This is a genomic window from Stenotrophomonas daejeonensis (assembly GCF_001431505.1).
In the GTDB taxonomy this organism is placed as follows: domain Bacteria; phylum Pseudomonadota; class Gammaproteobacteria; order Xanthomonadales; family Xanthomonadaceae; genus Stenotrophomonas; species Stenotrophomonas daejeonensis.
In genome coordinates this window covers 1-16,897 of sequence record NZ_LDJP01000003.1, presented here as the reverse complement: position 1 = coordinate 16,897, position 16,897 = coordinate 1, and the positions used below count along the sequence as shown (strand labels likewise).

Annotated in this window: 13 protein-coding genes and 1 tRNA gene; all 14 read left to right on the top strand. The window is 65.3% G+C overall.

Annotated elements, in window-relative coordinates:
- The coding region (locus tag ABB34_RS00270; RefSeq protein ID WP_484600317.1) for an EF-Tu C-terminal domain-related protein at positions 1-387 on the top strand (387 nt) is incomplete at its 5' end.
- A gap of 103 nt (positions 388-490) precedes the next feature.
- Positions 491-566, top strand: a tRNA-Trp gene (locus ABB34_RS00265).
- Between the two features lie 50 nt (positions 567-616).
- Entirely contained in the window at positions 617-1,024 is a 408-nt protein-coding gene (gene secE / locus ABB34_RS00260; protein ID WP_057639236.1) for a preprotein translocase subunit SecE, read from the top strand.
- An 11-nt stretch (positions 1,025-1,035) separates the two neighbouring features.
- Positions 1,036-1,596: a transcription termination/antitermination protein NusG gene (nusG, locus tag ABB34_RS00255; protein ID WP_057639235.1), complete on the top strand. Its 561-nt coding sequence runs from the start codon at positions 1,036-1,038 to the stop codon at positions 1,594-1,596.
- 202 nt (positions 1,597-1,798) lie between these two features.
- Complete coding sequence (rplK, locus tag ABB34_RS00250; protein WP_057639234.1) at positions 1,799-2,227, top strand: 50S ribosomal protein L11; 429 nt, start codon at positions 1,799-1,801, stop codon at positions 2,225-2,227.
- A gap of 4 nt (positions 2,228-2,231) precedes the next feature.
- A complete protein-coding gene (gene rplA, locus ABB34_RS00245; RefSeq protein ID WP_057639233.1) occupies positions 2,232-2,930 on the top strand; it encodes a 50S ribosomal protein L1 in 699 nt (232 codons plus the stop codon).
- A gap of 384 nt (positions 2,931-3,314) precedes the next feature.
- Positions 3,315-3,848: a 50S ribosomal protein L10 gene (rplJ, locus tag ABB34_RS00240; RefSeq protein ID WP_057639232.1), complete on the top strand. Its 534-nt coding sequence runs from the start codon at positions 3,315-3,317 to the stop codon at positions 3,846-3,848.
- 63 nt (positions 3,849-3,911) lie between these two features.
- Positions 3,912-4,280, top strand: coding sequence for a 50S ribosomal protein L7/L12 (rplL, locus tag ABB34_RS00235; RefSeq protein ID WP_057639231.1), 369 nt, complete (start codon positions 3,912-3,914; stop codon positions 4,278-4,280).
- A gap of 295 nt (positions 4,281-4,575) precedes the next feature.
- Positions 4,576-8,769 carry a DNA-directed RNA polymerase subunit beta gene (gene rpoB / locus ABB34_RS00230; protein WP_057639230.1) on the top strand — a complete coding sequence of 1,398 codons (4,194 nt, stop codon included), beginning with the start codon at positions 4,576-4,578 and terminating at the stop codon, positions 8,767-8,769.
- An 89-nt stretch (positions 8,770-8,858) separates the two neighbouring features.
- Positions 8,859-13,085: a DNA-directed RNA polymerase subunit beta' gene (rpoC, locus tag ABB34_RS00225; protein ID WP_057639229.1), complete on the top strand. Its 4,227-nt coding sequence runs from the start codon at positions 8,859-8,861 to the stop codon at positions 13,083-13,085.
- 257 nt (positions 13,086-13,342) lie between these two features.
- Entirely contained in the window at positions 13,343-13,717 is a 375-nt protein-coding gene (rpsL, locus tag ABB34_RS00220) for a 30S ribosomal protein S12 (protein WP_004145320.1), read from the top strand.
- 12 nt (positions 13,718-13,729) lie between these two features.
- Entirely contained in the window at positions 13,730-14,197 is a 468-nt protein-coding gene (rpsG, locus tag ABB34_RS00215; protein ID WP_057639228.1) for a 30S ribosomal protein S7, read from the top strand.
- 136 nt (positions 14,198-14,333) lie between these two features.
- Positions 14,334-16,475: an elongation factor G gene (gene fusA / locus ABB34_RS00210; protein WP_057639227.1), complete on the top strand. Its 2,142-nt coding sequence runs from the start codon at positions 14,334-14,336 to the stop codon at positions 16,473-16,475.
- A 99-nt stretch (positions 16,476-16,574) separates the two neighbouring features.
- A partial coding sequence (locus ABB34_RS00205) for a GTP-binding protein (protein WP_211258126.1) occupies positions 16,575-16,897 on the top strand: 323 nt, incomplete at its 3' end.

Below are 16,897 nucleotides of genomic sequence, written 5' to 3'. Positions count from 1 at the left end.
GACCAGGGCCAGGCGGGCGACAATGCCGGCCTGCTGCTGCGCGGCACCAAGCGTGACGAAGTGGAGCGCGGCCAGGTGCTGGCCAAGCCGGGTTCGATCACCCCGCACACGGAGTTCGACGCCGAGGTGTACGTGCTGTCGAAGGACGAGGGCGGCCGTCACACCCCGTTCTTCAAGGGCTACCGTCCGCAGTTCTACTTCCGCACCACCGACATCACCGGTGCGGTGCAGCTGCCGGAAGGCGTGGAGATGGTGATGCCGGGCGACAACGTGAAGATGGCGGTCACCCTGATCAACCCGGTGGCGATGGACGAAGGCCTGCGTTTCGCGATCCGCGAAGGTGGCCGCACCGTCGGCGCCGGCGTGGTCTCCAAGATCACCAAGTAAGCCTGCAGTACCCAGCGGTAATCTGCTGCTGGTTACGCGAACGGCGGGCCGGGAACCTCGGTCCGCCTTCGCCGTCTAAGGGACGTGCAACAGTTCAAGTCATACGCCAGTAGCTCAATTGGCAGAGCAGCGGTCTCCAAAACCGCAGGTTGGGGGTTCGAGTCCCTCCTGGCGTGCCACTTGCCACTCACCCTCCCGTGACCTTGGTCGCACCTGCAGCAAGAGTCGGATGAACAGCAAGATCGAACGCTCCAAGGGCGCCACTTCCGGTGGCGATATGCTCAAGTACGTTGGCGCCGCATTGCTGGTGCTGGCGGGTCTGTTCGTCTGGTTCTGGTTCTCGGCGGATGTTGCGACGGCGAAGCTGGGCGCATGGGGCAGCCCGCTGCGCGCGCTGGCGGTCCTTGTCGGCCTGGTGGCCGGTGGCGCCGTGTTCATGCTGACCGAAAAGGGCCACTGGGTCCGGTCGTTCCTGTCCGAGTCCCGCTTCGAGCTGCGCAAGGTGGTGTGGCCGACGCGCCAGGAAGCCATCCGCATGACCTGGGTGGTGATTCTGGTGGTGGTCGTGCTGAGCCTGCTGCTGGGTGGATTCGATTTCGTGATCCAGAAGTTGACCCAGCTGTTCCTGGGCCATTGAGGGAGATGACAGTGAAGCGTTGGTACGTCGTCCACGCCTATTCGGGTTTCGAGAAGTCGGTGGCGCAGGCATTGCGCGACCGCATCGTGCGTGACGAAATGCAGGAGCGTTTCGGTGACGTGCTGGTGCCGACCGAGGAAGTGGTCGAGATGCGCGCCGGCCAGAAGCGCCGTTCCGAGCGCAAGTTCTTCCCCGGCTACGTGCTGGTCCAGATCGAGACCCACGAGGAAGCCGGCATCCCGCGCATCGACAACGAAAGCTGGCACCTGGTCAAGGAAACCCCGCGCGTGCTGGGCTTCATCGGCGGCACCGCCGACCGTCCGTTGCCGATCCGCGACGAGGAGGCCGCCGCCATCCTCGACCGCGTGCAGGAAGGCGTCGAGAAGCCGCGTCCGAAGGTGCTGTTCGAGCCGGGCCAGATGGTCCGCGTCATCGACGGCCCGTTCAACGACTTCAACGGCGTGGTCGAGGAAGTCAACTACGAAAAGAGCCGCCTGCGGGTGTCGGTGCTGATCTTCGGTCGCGCCACCCCGGTCGAGCTCGAGTTCGGGCAGGTCGAGAAGGCCGCCTGAGCATCGGCGCCAGCCTGTTCAGGTTGGCGCCACAAAAACTGCTAGAATCTCCGGCTCCCTTCAACGGGGGTCGACACGAAGGCTGCCGCGAGGTGGCCTTCGGTGCGATTCGAGGATTTCAAGACGCGATGCCGGGACGCGTGATTCCCGGTCCGATGGGGAGCCTGTTGTCGCAAGGCGCTAGCACCCGGAGAGCACTCTAATGGCAAAGAAAGTTGTCGGTTACATCAAGCTGCAGGTGAAGGCCGGTCAGGCCAACCCCTCGCCGCCGGTCGGTCCTGCGCTGGGCCAGCGCGGCCTGAACATCATGGAGTTCTGCAAGGCGTTCAACGCCGCCACGCAGAAGCTGGAGCCGGGCATCCCGGTGCCGGTGATCATCACGGCCTACTCGGACCGTACCTTCACCTTCATCACCAAGAGCACCCCGGCCACCGTGCTGCTCAAGAAGGCGGCGGGCATCACCTCCGGCTCCAAGCGTCCGAACACCGAAAAGGTGGGCAAGGTCACCCGCGCGCAGCTGGAAGACATCTGCAAGGCGAAGGAGCCGGACCTGACGGCTGCCGACCTGGACGCCGCCGTGCGTACGATCGCGGGCTCGGCCCGTTCCATGGGCCTGGTGGTGGAGGGTTAAGCAGATGGCACAGACCAAGCGTGAGAAGGCCATCAAGGCCGCCGTCGTTCCGGGCAAGGCGTATGCCTTCGAGGACGCGATCAACATCCTGAAGACCGTCGCCAAGGCCAAGTTCGTCGAGTCGATCGACGTGGCCGTGCGCCTCGGCGTGGACGCCAAGAAGTCCGACCAGCAGGTGCGCGGTTCGACCGTGCTGCCGGCCGGTACCGGCAAGTCGGTGCGCGTGGCGGTGTTCGCCCCGGCCGGCGCCAAGGCCGACGAGGCCCTGGCCGCTGGCGCCGAGGCCGTCGGCATGGACGACCTGGCCGAGAAGATGCAGGCCGGCGACCTGAACTACGACGTGGTCATCGCGACCCCGGACGCGATGCGCGTCGTCGGCAAGCTGGGCACCGTGCTGGGCCCGCGCGGCCTGATGCCGAACCCGAAGGTCGGCACCGTGTCGGCGAACCCGGCCGAGGCCGTGAAGAATGCCAAGTCGGGCCAGGTGCGCTACCGCACCGACAAGGCCGGCATCATCCACTGCACCATCGGCAAGGCCAGCTTCGACAACGCCGCGCTGCAGTCGAACCTGCAGGCGCTGCTGCTGGACCTGATCAAGGCCAAGCCGGCCACCTCGAAGGGCACCTACCTGCAGAAGGTTTCGGTCAGCTCGACGATGGGTCCGGGCGTCACCGTCGACCAGTCGTCGCTGACCCTGAAGTAATCGTTTCAAGCGGACGCGGCGCCTTGGCGTCGTGTCCGTCATTTTGAAGGCGTCGCAAGGGTCCGCCCGCGCGATAGCCGTCAAAGACCGCAGGCGCGGTCAGCGCATACCGGCGACGGGCACGGAAGCTCGATCTGGCAAGGAGTCGCCGCCGGGACAGCGGGATCGCTTAATCGATTCTTCGCGAATCACCCTGCGTAGATGGTGCCGCCCTTCTGGAGTTTTTCTGGTTTCACGCAGGTCCGGGATGTCCGGGCCGGCACACTCCAGGTCTGGAATGGCCACCACCGGAGCGTCACCCCGATGCTCCCGGCGTCCAGGACGGATGCCGCACAGGACCGCACACGGCAGGAGCCGTAAGCGGAGTTCAATTGGAGGAGTGCAATGGCTCTCAATCTGTCCCAGAAGCAAGAAGTAGTCGCCGAGCTGGCAGACGTCGCCGCCAAGGCCCACTCCTTGATCGCAGCCGAATACGCTGGCACCACGGTCGCCCAGATGACCGCGATGCGCAAGCAGGCCCGCGAAACCGGTGTTTTCTTGAAGGTTGTCAAGAACACGCTGGCTTCGCGCGCCGTTGAAGGCACCGATTTCGCAGTCGCAAAGGACCAGATGGTCGGTCCGCTGCTGTATGCGTTCTCGCTCGAGGAGCCCGGCGCCGCCGGTCGCCTGATCAAGGAAGCTGCCAAGGGCAACGACAAGCTGAAGGCGAAGGTCGTGGCGATCGGCGGGGAAGTGTTCCCGGCCAGCCACGTCGACGTGCTGGCATCGCTGCCGACCCGCGATCAGGCCCTGGCCATGCTGGCCCGCGTCCTGACCGAGCCGGTCACCATGTTCGCGCGCGCCGTCAAGGCTGTTGGCGAGAAGCAGGAAGGTGGTGCGGCCGTCGAAGCCGCCGAGCCGGCTGCCGAAACCGCCTGAGTCGACGTTCACGTGGTTCCTGACGGAACCTGAATCCCAGAATATTTTCCAAAGGTAATCAAAATGTCCCTTACCAACGAGCAGATCGTCGACGCCATCGCCGAGAAGTCCCTGATGGAAGTGATGGAGCTGGTCAAGGCCATCGAAGACAAGTTCGGCGTTTCCGCCGCCGCCCCGGTTGCCGTGGCCGCCGCCGCCGGCCCGGCCGCCGCTGCCGAAGAGCAGACCGAGTTCAACGTCATCCTGAAGGATGCCGGCGCCAAGAAGGTCGAGGTCATCAAGGCCGTTCGCGCCATCACCGGCCTGGGCCTGAAGGAAGCGAAGGACCTGGCCGAGGCCGGTGGCGTCGTGAAGGAAGGCGCTTCGAAGGAAGATGCCGAGAAGTTCAAGAAGGATCTGGAAGCCGCCGGCGCGACCGTCGAGCTGAAGTAAGCAGTTCCCTTGCGTCGCCATCGAATCACGGCGATGCAGCCAAGGCTGGGGGCGTAAGCCCCCGGCCTTTGGTCGTTTCAAACCGCAAGCGGGTTTGCGGAGGTTGCAACCCGGTGCCGGCGCTTCGCGCGGGGGTACCGGTCAAGTCCAGCTCCGCATTCCAGGCGAGTTGGCAGTTGGAAGTAGCGGGAGAAGGCGTGCTGGTGCCGGCAATACCAGCGACTTCCAACTGACAATTTGAAAGTTCCCTTCCGGGTCGTGGACGCACGGCCTGCACAACAAGGTGGAAAGTCCCATGACGTCGTATTCGTACACCGAGAAAAAGCGCATCCGCAAGGATTTCGGCAAGCAGAGCTCGATCCTCGAGGTGCCGTTCCTGCTCGCCATCCAGGTCGATTCGTACCGTGAATTCCTGCAGGAAAACGTCGACCCGGCCAAGCGCGCCGACCACGGCCTGCACGCCGCGCTGAAGTCGGTGTTCCCGATCTCCAGCTACAGCGGCAACGCCGCGCTGGAATACGTGGGCTACAAGCTGGGCGACCCGGTGTTCGACGAGCGCGAGTGCCGCCAGCGCGGCATGAGCTACGGCGCGCCGCTGCGCGTGACCGTGCGCCTGGTCATCTACGACCGCGAGTCGTCGACCAAGGCGATCAAGTACGTGAAGGAGCAGGAGGTCTACCTCGGCGAGATCCCGCTGATGACCGACAACGGCACCTTCATCGTCAACGGTACCGAGCGCGTCATCGTCTCGCAGCTGCACCGTTCGCCGGGCGTGTTCTTCGACCACGACCGCGGCAAGACCCACAGCTCGGGCAAGCTGCTGTACAGCGCCCGCATCATCCCCTACCGCGGCTCGTGGCTGGACTTCGAGTTCGACCCGAAGGACGCGCTGTTCACCCGCATCGACCGCCGCCGCAAGCTGCCGGTGTCGATCCTGCTGCGCGCGCTCGGCTACAGCAACGAGGAGATGCTGGCCGAGTTCTTCGAGATCAACACCTTCCACATCCTGCCGGAAGGCGAGGGCGTGCAGCTGGAGCTGGTCGCCGAGCGCCTGCGCGGCGAGACCCTGGGCTTCGACCTGGCCGACGGCGACAAGGTCATCGTGGAAGCCGGCAAGCGCATCACCGCGCGCCACGTCAAGCAGCTGCAGGCCTCGGGCATTGCCGCGCTGGCGGTGCCGGACGACTACCTGGTCGGCCGCATCCTGTCGCACGACGTGGTCGACGCCAACACCGGCGAACTGCTGGCGCAGGCCAACGACGAGATCACCGACGAGCAGCTGCAGGCCTTCCGCAAGGCCGGCGTCGATGCCGTGGGCACCCTGTGGGTGAACGACCTGGACCGCGGCCCGTACCTGTCCAACACCCTGCGCATCGACCCGACCAAGACCCAGCTCGAAGCGCTGGTCGAGATCTACCGGATGATGCGCCCGGGCGAGCCGCCGACCAAGGACGCCGCGCAGAACCTGTTCCACAACCTGTTCTTCACCTTCGAGCGCTACGACCTGTCCACGGTCGGCCGCATGAAGTTCAACCGCCGTGTCGGCCGCAAGGAAGTCACCGGCGAGGCCGTGCTGTACGACAACAAGTACTTCGGCGAGCGCAACGACGAGGAGTCCAAGCGCCTGGTCGCCGCGCATGGCGAAGGTTCGGACATCCTCGACGTGATCAAGGTGCTGACCGAGATCCGCAACGGCCGTGGCGTGGTCGACGACATCGACCACCTCGGCAACCGCCGCGTGCGTTCGGTCGGCGAAATGGCCGAGAACGTGTTCCGCGTCGGCCTGGTCCGCGTCGAGCGCGCGGTCAAGGAGCGCCTGTCGATGGCCGAATCCGAGGGCCTGACCCCGCAGGAGCTGATCAACGCCAAGCCGGTGGCCGCCGCGATCAAGGAGTTCTTCGGCTCCTCGCAGCTGTCGCAGTTCATGGACCAGAACAACCCGCTGTCGGAAGTGACCCACAAGCGCCGCGTCTCGGCCCTCGGCCCGGGCGGCCTGACCCGCGAGCGCGCCGGCTTCGAAGTGCGCGACGTGCACCCGACCCACTACGGCCGCGTCTGCACCATCGAAACCCCGGAAGGCCCGAACATCGGCCTGATCAACTCGCTGGCGGTGTTCGCCCGCACCAACAAGTACGGCTTCCTCGAGACGCCGTACCGCAAGGTCGTGGACGGCAAGGTCACCGACGACGTCGAGTACCTGTCGGCTATCGAGGAGAACGAATACGTCATCGCCCAGGCCAATGCCCTGACCGACGGCAAGAACATGCTCACCGAGCAGTTCGTGCCGTGCCGCTTCCAGGGCGAGTCGCTGCTTAAGCCGCCGGCGGAAGTGCACTTCATGGACGTCTCGCCGATGCAGACCGTGTCGGTCGCCGCGGCGCTGGTGCCGTTCCTGGAGCACGACGACGCCAACCGTGCGTTGATGGGCGCGAACATGCAGCGCCAGGCGGTGCCGACCCTGCGTGCGCAGAAGCCGCTGGTGGGTACCGGCATCGAGCGCGCCGTGGCGCGTGACTCGGGCGTGACCGTGAACGCCCGCCGCGGCGGCCAGATCGTGCAGATCGACGCCGGCCGCATCGTGGTCAAGGCCAACGAGGACGAGATCACCGATGCCGCCGACGCCGGCGTCGACATCTACAACCTGATCAAGTACACCCGCTCGAACCAGAACACCTGCATCAACCAGCGTCCGCTGGTGAAGGTGGGCGACGTGATCGCGCGTGGCGACGTGCTGGCCGACGGCCCGTCCACCGACATCGGTGAACTGGCGCTGGGCCAGAACATGCTGATCGCGTTCATGCCGTGGAACGGCTACAACTTCGAGGACTCCATCCTGCTCTCCGAGCGCGTGGTGGAAGAGGATCGCTACACCACGATCCACATCGAGGAGCTGACCTGCGTCGCGCGCGACACCAAGCTGGGGCCGGAGGAAATCTCCGCCGACATCCCCAACGTCTCCGAGCAGGCACTGAACCGCCTGGACGAGAGCGGCGTGGTGTACATCGGCGCCGAAGTGCGCGCCGGCGACATCATGGTCGGCAAGGTCACGCCGAAGGGCGAGAGCCAGCTGACCCCGGAAGAGAAGCTGCTGCGCGCGATCTTCGGCGAGAAGGCTTCGGACGTTAAGGACAGCTCGCTGCGCGTGCCGCCGGGCATGGACGGCACCGTCATCGACGTGCAGGTCTTCACCCGCGACGGCATCGAGAAGGACAAGCGCGCGCGCCAGATCGAGGAGAACGAGATCAAGCGCGTCAAGAAGGACTTCGACGACCAGTTCCGCATCCTGGAAGGCGCCATCTACGCGCGCCTGCGCTCGCAGATCGTCGGCAAGGTCGCCAACGGCGGCGCCGGCCTGAAGAAGGGCGACGTCATCAGCGACGCGTTCCTCGATGGCCTGAAGAAGGCCGACTGGTTCGCCCTGCGCATGAAGGACGAGGACGCCGCCGAGGCGATCGAGCGCGCGCAGATGCAGATCCAGGCCCACGAGCAGGAGTTCGAGCGTCGCTTCGCCGACAAGCGCGGCAAGATCACCCAGGGCGACGACCTCGCCCCGGGCGTGCTGAAGATGGTCAAGGTGTTCCTGGCGGTGAAGCGCCGCATCCAGCCGGGCGACAAGATGGCCGGCCGCCACGGCAACAAGGGCGTGGTGTCCAACGTGGTGCCGGTCGAGGACATGCCGTACATGGCCGACGGTACTTCGGTCGACATCTGCCTGAACCCGCTGGGCGTGCCGAGCCGCATGAACATCGGCCAGATCCTCGAGGTGCACCTGGGCTGGGCCGCAAAGGGCCTGGGCAAGCGCATCCAGAAGATGCTGGAGCAGCAGCGTGCGGTCAGCGAACTGCGCGGGTTCCTCGGCAAGATCTACAACCACGACAGCAAGCTGGCCGGCGAGCGCGTGGACCTGTCGCAGTTCAGCGATGAAGAGCTGATCGCGCTGGCGAAGAACCTGACCGACGGCGTGCCGATGGCCACCCCGGTGTTCGACGGTGCGCACGAGGACGAGATCCGCGAGATGCTGAACCTGGCCTACCCGGACGGCGACAGCGACACCGAGCAGCTCGGCTTCAACGCCAGCAAGACCCAGATGCAGCTGTACGACGGCCGCACCGGCGAGGCGTTCGACCGCAAGACGACGGTGGGCTACATGCACTACCTGAAGCTGAACCACCTGGTCGACGACAAGATGCACGCCCGTTCGACCGGCCCGTACTCGCTCGTCACCCAGCAGCCGCTGGGCGGCAAGGCGCAGTTCGGTGGCCAGCGCTTCGGTGAAATGGAAGTCTGGGCGCTGGAAGCCTACGGCGCGGCCTACACCCTGCAGGAAATGCTGACGGTGAAGTCCGACGACGTGCAGGGCCGCAACCAGATGTACAAGAACATCGTCGACGGCGAGCACGAGATGGTCGCGGGCATGCCGGAATCCTTCAACGTGCTGGTGAAGGAAATCCGCTCCCTGGCCATCAACATGGAACTGGAAGACAACTGACCGCGCAGGCGCCGCCGCAGTGATGCGGCGGCGCCGCCAGCAGCGACCGACAGCCCATCGACCAAGATTTCCTCCTTTCGGAGAACACCATGAAAGACCTGCTCAACCTCTTCAACCAGCAGCGCCAGACGCTGGACTTCGACGCGATCAAGATCGCGCTGGCCTCGCCGGACCTGATCCGCTCGTGGTCCTTCGGCGAAGTGAAGAAGCCGGAAACCATCAACTACCGCACCTTCAAGCCGGAGCGTGACGGCCTGTTCTGCGCCGCCATCTTCGGCCCGGTCAAGGACTACGAGTGCCTGTGCGGCAAGTACAAGCGCATGAAGCACCGCGGCGTGGTCTGCGAGAAGTGCGGCACCGAAGTGACCCTGGCCAAGGTGCGCCGCGAGCGCATGGGCCACATCGACCTGGCCTCGCCGGTCGCGCACATCTGGTTCCTGAAGTCGCTGCCCTCGCGCATCGGCCTGATGCTGGACATGACCCTGCGCGACATCGAGCGCGTGCTGTACTTCGAAGCCTACGTGGTGACCGAGCCGGGCCTGACCAGCCTGGAGCGCCGCCAGCTGCTGACCGAAGAGCAGTACCTGCAGGCGCGCCAGGAGCACGGCGACGACTTCGACGCCGCGATGGGCGCCGAGGCCGTGTACGAGCTGCTGCGCACCATCGACCTGCAGGCCGAGATGGTGCGGCTGAAGGAAGAAATCGCCGCCACCGGCTCGGAAACCAAGCTCAAGCGCCTGACCAAGCGCATCAAGCTGGTCGAAGCCTTCCTCGAATCCGGCAACCGCCCGGAGTGGATGGTGATGACCGTGCTGCCGGTGCTGCCGCCGGACCTGCGCCCGCTGGTGCCGCTGGACGGCGGCCGCTTCGCCACCTCCGACCTGAACGACCTGTACCGCCGCGTCATCAACCGCAACAACCGCCTGCGCCGCCTGCTGGAGCTCAACGCCCCGGACATCATCGTGCGCAACGAAAAGCGCATGCTGCAGGAATCGGTCGACGCGCTGCTGGACAACGGCCGCCGCGGCCGCGCCATCACCGGCACCAACAAGCGCCCGTTGAAGTCGCTGGCCGACATGATCAAGGGCAAGCAGGGCCGCTTCCGCCAGAACCTGCTCGGCAAGCGCGTGGACTACTCCGGCCGCTCGGTGATCACCGTCGGCCCGTACCTGAAGCTGCACCAGTGCGGCCTGCCGAAGAAGATGGCGCTGGAGCTGTTCAAGCCGTTCGTGTTCGCCAAGCTGCAGCGCCGCGGCCTGGCCACCACCATCAAGGCGGCCAAGAAGCTGGTCGAGCGCGAGGAAGGCGAGGTCTGGGACATCCTGGAAGAAGTCATCCGCGAGCATCCGGTGCTGCTGAACCGTGCGCCGACCCTGCACCGTTTGGGCATCCAGGCGTTCGAGCCGCTGCTGATCGAAGGCAAGGCGATCCAGCTGCACCCGCTGGTCTGCACCGCGTTCAACGCCGACTTCGACGGTGACCAGATGGCCGTGCACGTGCCGCTGTCGCTGGAAGCGCAGCTGGAAGCGCGCGCGCTGATGATGTCCACCAACAACATCCTGTCGCCGGCCAACGGCGAGCCGATCATCGTGCCGTCGCAGGACGTGGTGCTGGGCCTGTACTACCTCAGCCGCGCCCTGATCAACAAGAAGGGCGAGGGCATGGTGTTCGCCAACACCGACGAGGTGAAGCGCGCCTACGACAACCGCGTGGTCGAGCTGCACGCCAAGGTCAAGGTGCGCATCGTCCAGGTCGAGCGCGACGAAGCCGGCAACAAGGTCAGCAAGAGCTCGATCGTGGACACCACGGTCGGCCGTGCGCTGCTCAGCGAGATCATGCCGGAAGGCCTGCCGTTCGAGCTGTGCAACACCGAGATGACCAAGAAGAACATCTCGCGCCTGATCAACCAGAGCTACCGCCTGCTCGGCCTGAAGGACACCGTGGTGTTCGCCGACAAGCTGATGTACACCGGCTACGCCTACGCCACCCGCGCCGGCGTGTCGATCGGCATCGACGACATGCTGATCCCGGCCGAGAAGAAGGGCATCCTCGGCGAAGCCGAGCAGGAAGTGCTGGAAATCCAGGAGCAGTACCAGAGCGGCCTGGTCACCGCCGGCGAGCGCTACAACAAGGTGGTCGACATCTGGTCGCGCACCAACGAGCGCATCGCCAAGGCGATGATGGAAACCATCGGCACCGAGAAGGTCGAGGACGCCGAAGGCAAGACCGTCGACCAGAAGTCGATGAACTCGCTGTACATCATGGCCGACTCCGGCGCGCGTGGTTCGCAGGCGCAGATCCGCCAGCTGGCCGGCATGCGCGGCCTGATGGCGCGCCCGGACGGCTCGATCATCGAGACGCCGATCAAGGCGAACTTCCGCGAAGGCCTGAACGTGCAGGAGTACTTCAACTCCACCCACGGCGCGCGCAAGGGCCTGGCCGATACCGCGCTGAAGACCGCGAACTCGGGCTACCTGACCCGTCGCCTCGTGGACGTCGCGCAGGACGTGGTGATCACCGAGGTCGATTGCGGCACCACCGAAGGCCTGACCATGACCCCGATCGTGGAAGGCGGCGACGTGGTCGAGCCGTTGAAGGACCGCGTGCTGGGCCGCGTCGTGGCCGAGGACGTGTTCCTGCCGGGCAACGACGAGGACCCGATCGTCACCCGCAACACGCTGCTCGACGAGCAGTGGGTGAACAAGCTGGAAGAAGCGGGCGTGCAGACCATCAAGGTCCGTTCGACCATCACCTGCGAATCGTCCTTCGGCGTGTGCTCGCACTGCTACGGCCGCGACCTGGCCCGCGGCCACATCGTCAACATCGGCGAAGCGGTCGGCGTCATCGCCGCGCAGTCGATCGGCGAGCCCGGCACCCAGCTGACCATGCGTACCTTCCACATCGGTGGTGCGGCCTCGCGTGCGGCGGCGGTGGACAACATCACCGTCAAGACCACCGGTTCGGTCAAGTTCACCAACCTCAAGTCGGTCGAGCACGCCAACGGCTCGCTGGTGGCGGTGTCGCGTTCGGGCGAAGTGTCGGTGCTCGACGCCCACGGCCGCGAGCGCGAGCGCTACAAGCTGACCTACGGCGCGACCATCAACGTCAAGGACGGCGCCGAGGTCAAGGCCGGCCAGACCGTGGCCAACTGGGACCCGCACAACCACCCGATCGTGTCGGAAGTGGCCGGTTTCGTGCGCTTCATCGACTTCGTCGACGGCGTCACCGTCATCGAGAAGACCGACGAACTGACCGGCCTGGCCTCGCGCGAGATCACCGATCCGAAGCGCCGCGGCTCGCAGGCCAAGGACCTGCGCCCGCTGGTGCGCATCGTCGACGGCAAGGGCAACGACCTGACCATCCCGGGCACCGACCTGCCGGCGCAGTACCTGCTGCCGCCGCGCTCGATCGTCAACCTGCAGGACGGCGCCCCGGTGGGCGTGGGCGACGTGGTCGCCAAGATCCCGCAGGAAGCGTCCAAGACCCGCGACATCACCGGCGGTCTGCCGCGCGTGGCCGACCTGTTCGAGGCGCGCAAGCCGAAGGATCCGGCGATCCTGGCCGAGCGTTCGGGCATCATCAGCTTCGGCAAGGACACCAAGGGCAAGCAGCGCCTGATCATCAAGGACACCGACGGTTCCGAGCACGAGGAGCTGATCCCGAAGTACCGCCAGATCATCGTGTTCGAAGGCGAGCACGTGACCCGCGGCGAAACCGTGGTGGACGGCGAGCCGAGCCCGCAGGACATCCTGCGCCTGAAGGGCGTGGAGGAACTGGCGCGCTACCTGGTCAAGGAAATCCAGGACGTGTACCGCCTGCAGGGCGTGAAGATCAACGACAAGCACATCGAGGTGATTTCCCGCCAGATGCTGCGCAAGGTCGAGATCACCGACCAGGGCGGCAGCAAGTTCCTCAACGGCGAGCAGGCCGAGCGCCAGCGCGTGATCGAGGAAAACGCCAAGCTGGTGTCCCGCAACGAACTGCCGGCCCGTTTCGAGCCGGTGCTGCTGGGCATCACCAAGGCCTCGCTGGCGACCGAGTCGTTCATTTCGGCCGCGTCGTTCCAGGAGACCACCCGCGTGTTGACCGAGGCCGCCGTGCGCGGCACCGCCGACAACCTGCGCGGCCTGAAGGAAAACGTGATCGTCGGCCGCCTGATCCCGGCGGGTACCGGCCTTGCGTACCACACCAAGCGCCGTCGCGGCGCCTCCGGCCTGACCGAGTCGGAGATCGAGACTTTGGCCGGTACGGCCGCGGTGGTCGAATCGGAGGTTGCGTCGACCGAAGCCGGACAGGCGGCGGGCGGCGAAGAGTGAGGTAGGTCCGGCCCTCCGGGGCCGGGCGCTTTGAAGGATTACCGGCCCGTCCGCGGGCCGGCCATCCAAACCTGAACGGGGTACATGGAGGCCCCCCTGTAACGGTCCCGGATAAGGGCTGGCCCGGAAGGAGTGCGTTTGACTGCGTTCCGGAGGGGTTGCTACAATCGTCTGTCTCGGCAGGCCTGAATTTCGGGCCTGCTTTCCATTTTCCGCATCTGGCCGTTTTTCGCGGCCCCAATCAGAAGAACCTACTGATGGCGACGATCAACCAGCTGGTCCGCAAGCCGCGGCAAGCGACCACCTACAAGAGTGCCTCGCCGGCGCTCGACAAGTGCCCGCAGCGCCGTGGCGTCTGCACCCGTGTCTACACCACCACTCCGAAGAAGCCGAACTCGGCGCTGCGCAAGGTTGCCAAGGTCCGCCTGACCAACCAGGAAGAAGTGATTTCCTACATCGGCGGTGAAGGCCACAACCTGCAGGAGCACTCCGTGGTCCTGATCCGCGGCGGTCGCGTCAAGGACCTGCCGGGTGTGCGTTACCACACCGTCCGTGGCTCGCTCGACGCCGCCGGCGTCGCCAAGCGCCGCCAGGCCCGTTCCAAGTACGGCGCCAAGCGTCCGAAGGCCTAAGGGGAGAGCACTATGTCGCGTAAGGGTAATACTCCGCAGCGTTCCGTCCTGCCCGATCCGAAGCACGGGAGCGAAACCATCGCCCGCTTCATCAACATGGTGATGCAGAGCGGCAAGAAGTCCGTGGCCGAGAAGATCGTCTATGGCGCGATGGACGTCATCGGCGAAAAGAATCCGGATGCCGTCGAGCTGGTGCAGAAGGCGCTGGACAACGTCGCCCCGTCGGTCGAGGTGAAGTCGCGTCGCGTCGGCGGTGCCACCTACCAAGTGCCGGTCGAAGTGCGCGCCTCGCGCAAGATGGCGCTGGCCATGCGCTGGCTGATCGAGTCGGCGCGCAAGCGCGGCGAGAACAGCATGCCGCGCAAGCTGGCCGCCGAACTGCTGGATGCCTCCGAGAACCGTGGCGGCGCCATCAAGAAGCGTGAAGAAACCCACCGCATGGCGGAAGCGAACAAGGCGTTCGCGCACTACCGCTGGTGAGTTTGACGGCCTTGTGAGACAGGCCCGGTGACGCCCGAGGGCGTCACTTCGCGGCGACAGAATCGCCGCGTCAACCCGAAGGCCGCCGCAAGGCGGCATTCGGCCATTCCGAAATCCGAAAATTGAGAGGCTCCCCGTGGCCCGCACCACTCCCATCGAGCGTTACCGCAACTTCGGCATCATGGCCCACATCGATGCCGGCAAGACCACCACGTCCGAGCGCATCCTGTTCTACACCGGCAAGAGCCACAAGCTGGGTGAGGTGCACGATGGCGCCGCCACCATGGACTGGATGGAGCAGGAGCAGGAGCGTGGCATCACGATCCAGTCCGCTGCCACCACCGCGTTCTGGAAGGGCATGGACAAGTCGATGCCGGAGCATCGCTTCAACATCATCGACACCCCCGGGCACGTCGACTTCACCATCGAAGTGGAGCGCTCGCTGCGCGTGCTCGACGGCGCGGTGTTCGTGCTGTGCGCCGTCGGCGGCGTGCAGCCGCAGTCGGAGACCGTGTGGCGCCAGGCCAACAAGTACCACGTGCCGCGCATCGCGTTCGTCAACAAGATGGACCGCACCGGCGCCAACTTCTTCAAGGTCCGTGACCAGCTGAAGGCCAAGCTGGGCGCCGTGCCGGTGCCGATGCAGGTGCCGATCGGCGCCGAGGAAGGCTTCAAGGGCGTCGTCGACCTGCTGAAGATGAAGGCCATCCACTGGGATGAAGCCTCGCAGGGCATGAAGTTCGAATACGGCGACATCCCGGCCGATCTGGTGGAAACGGCTGAAGAAGCCCGCACCTTCATGATCGAGACCGCGGCCGAAGCCAACGAAGAGCTGATGGAAAAGTACTTGGGCGGCGAAGAGCTGGCCGAGGCTGAAATCATCGAGGCGCTGCGTGTCCGTACCCTGGCCACCGAGATCGTGCCGATGTTCTGCGGCTCGGCGTTCAAGAACAAGGGCGTGCAGGCCATGCTCGACGGCGTGATCCAGCTGCTGCCGTCGCCGGTGGACGTGCCGGACGTGAAGGGCACGGACGTCGACGACGACACCATCGAGATGACCCGCAAGTCGGACGACAAGGCCCCGTTCTCGTCGCTGGCGTTCAAGATCATCACCGACCCGTTCGTCGGCGCGCTGACCTTCTTCCGCGTCTATTCCGGCGTGCTGAACGGTGGCGACACCGTGCTGAACTCGGTGAAGAACAAGAAGGAGCGCATCGGCCGCATCCTGCAGATGCACTCGAACAACCGCGAGGAAATCAAGGAAGTCCTGGCCGGTGACATCGCTGCCGCCGTGGGCCTGAAGGACACCACCACCGGTGACACGCTGTGCTCGATCGATTCGCCGATCGTGCTCGAGCGCATGACCTTCCCGGAGCCGGTGATCTCGATGGCGGTCGAGCCGAAGACCAAGTCGGACCAGGAAAAGATGGGCCTGGCGCTGGGCCGTCTGGCCCAGGAGGATCCGTCGTTCCGCGTCAAGACCGACGAGGAGTCCGGCCAGACCATCATCTCCGGCATGGGCGAGCTGCACCTGGACATCATCGTCGACCGCCTCAAGCGCGAGTTCAACGTCGAGGCCAACGTCGGCAAGCCGCAGGTCGCTTACCGCGAAACCATCCAGGCCGCTGACGTCAAGTCGGACTACAAGCATGCCAAGCAGTCCGGCGGCAAGGGCCAGTACGGCCACGTCGTGATCGAGCTGTCGCCGATCACCGCCGAGGACCGTGCCGATCCGAAGATCGCTCCGCTGATCAAGGACGATTTCCTGTTCCTGAACGAAATCACCGGTGGCGTGATCCCGAAGGAATTCATTCCTTCCGTGGAGAAGGGCCTGCGCGAAACCATCACCAGCGGCCCGCTGGCCGGCTTCCCGGTGGTGGACGTCAAGGTCAAGCTGGTGTTCGGCTCGTACCACGACGTCGACTCGTCGGAAATGGCGTTCAAGCTCGCCTCGTCGATGGCGTTCAAGCAGGGCTTCGCCAAGGCCAAGCCGGTGCTGCTGGAGCCGATCATGAAGGTCGAGATCGTCACCCCGGAGGACTACCAGGGCGACGTGATGGGCGACGTGAGCCGCCGCCGTGGCGTTCTGCAGGGTTCGGGCACCACCGGTGACGGCTCGGCCAGCATCATCAATGCGATGATCCCGCTGGGCGAAATGTTCGGTTACGCTACCGCGCTGCGTTCGCAGACTCAGGGTCGCGCGACCTTCACGATGGAATTCGACCACTACGAGCCGGCGCCGAGCAACATCGCCGAAACCGTCATCAAGAAGGCCTGAGTGCCGTGAACGGGTGACCGGGCCCCGTGATCCGAAAGGAGCACGGGGTTCGCCCCGCCAGTCACACATAACCAATCACGAATCACGGAGCAAACAACCATGTCCAAGGGCAAGTTCGAACGCACCAAGCCGCACGTCAACGTCGGCACCATCGGTCACGTCGACCACGGCAAGACCACGCTGACCGCCGCGCTGACCAAGATCGGCGCCGAGCGCTTCGGTGGCGAGTTCAAGGACTACTCCTCGATCGACGCCGCGCCGGAAGAAAAGGCACGTGGCATCACGATCTCGACTGCGCACGTCGAGTACGAATCCGAAAGCCGCCATTACGCGCACGTCGACTGCCCGGGGCACGCCGACTACGTGAAGAACATGATCACCGGCGCCGCGCAGATGGACGGTGCGATCCTGGTGTGCTCGGC

Excerpts from the sequence above, each read along its gene's own strand:
- secE (WP_057639236.1), top strand. The coding sequence starts at position 617 with ATGAACAGCAAGATCGAACGCTCCAAGGGCGCCACTTCCGGTGGCGAT.
- rplK (WP_057639234.1), top strand. The coding sequence starts at position 1,799 with ATGGCAAAGAAAGTTGTCGGTTACATCAAGCTGCAGGTGAAGGCCGGT.
- rplA (WP_057639233.1), top strand. The coding sequence starts at position 2,232 with ATGGCACAGACCAAGCGTGAGAAGGCCATCAAGGCCGCCGTCGTTCCG.
- rplJ (WP_057639232.1), top strand. The coding sequence starts at position 3,315 with ATGGCTCTCAATCTGTCCCAGAAGCAAGAAGTAGTCGCCGAGCTGGCA.
- rplL (WP_057639231.1), top strand. The coding sequence starts at position 3,912 with ATGTCCCTTACCAACGAGCAGATCGTCGACGCCATCGCCGAGAAGTCC.
- rpoB (WP_057639230.1), top strand. The coding sequence starts at position 4,576 with ATGACGTCGTATTCGTACACCGAGAAAAAGCGCATCCGCAAGGATTTC.
- rpoC (WP_057639229.1), top strand. The coding sequence starts at position 8,859 with ATGAAAGACCTGCTCAACCTCTTCAACCAGCAGCGCCAGACGCTGGAC.
- rpsL (WP_004145320.1), top strand. The coding sequence starts at position 13,343 with ATGGCGACGATCAACCAGCTGGTCCGCAAGCCGCGGCAAGCGACCACC.
- rpsG (WP_057639228.1), top strand. The coding sequence starts at position 13,730 with ATGTCGCGTAAGGGTAATACTCCGCAGCGTTCCGTCCTGCCCGATCCG.